Origin of the sequence: Acetobacter estunensis, assembly GCF_011516945.1 — a bacterium.
GTDB lineage: Bacteria > Pseudomonadota > Alphaproteobacteria > Acetobacterales > Acetobacteraceae > Acetobacter > Acetobacter estunensis.
In genome coordinates, this window is record NZ_WOTH01000110.1 from 1 (window position 1) to 677 (window position 677).

Annotated in this window: 1 protein-coding gene; it reads left to right on the top strand. The window is 56.4% G+C overall.

Annotated elements, in window-relative coordinates; all coding sequences use genetic code 11:
• Positions 1-48 precede the first annotated feature (48 nt).
• A partial coding sequence (locus GOB87_RS16505) for an IS5 family transposase (RefSeq protein WP_166319201.1) occupies positions 49-677 on the top strand: 629 nt, incomplete at its 3' end.

Genomic DNA, 677 nt, shown 5'->3' on the forward strand with positions numbered 1-677 from the left:
CTAGAGGGTGTTATGTACTTTCTGGCGTGAGTGTTGCAGAACAGATGGATGAATACTGCACGCAAACCATATCCGTCTGATATCAGCGACGAAGAATGGTCTCTGATTGTTCCGTATCTTCTTCTGATGAAGGAAGACGCGGAACAACGCCATCATGATCTGCGGGAACTGTTCAACGGTCTTCGTTACGTGATCCGTTACGGTATTGCATGGCGGGCGATGCCGAACGATCTTCCGCCCTGGACTGCGGTTTACCAGCAATCCCGGCGCTGGATGGAAGCGGGATGTTTCGAGGCTGTTGTCCACGATCTCCGGGCTGTGCTGCGGCTGGCTGCAGGAAAACAGGCTGAGCCGACAACGGCGATTATCGACAGCCGGACACTGCGTTCGACCCCGGAGAGTGGATCGCGCGCCGGGTATGATGGCGCGAAAAGAAAGAACGGATCGAAGCTGCACATGGCGGTCGATACCCTGGGGCATCTTCTGACCCTGCACGTCACACCGGCAAACAGGGATGACCGGGCAGAAGTCGGTCCGCTCGCGCAAGCCATTCAGCGGGCGACAGACGGTAGCGTTGAACTGGCATGGGCTGACCAGGGCTATACCGGATCAAAAGCAGCCAATGCAGCAAAAGAGCACGACATCACTCTCGAAATCGTCAGGCTGCCTCAGGCTAA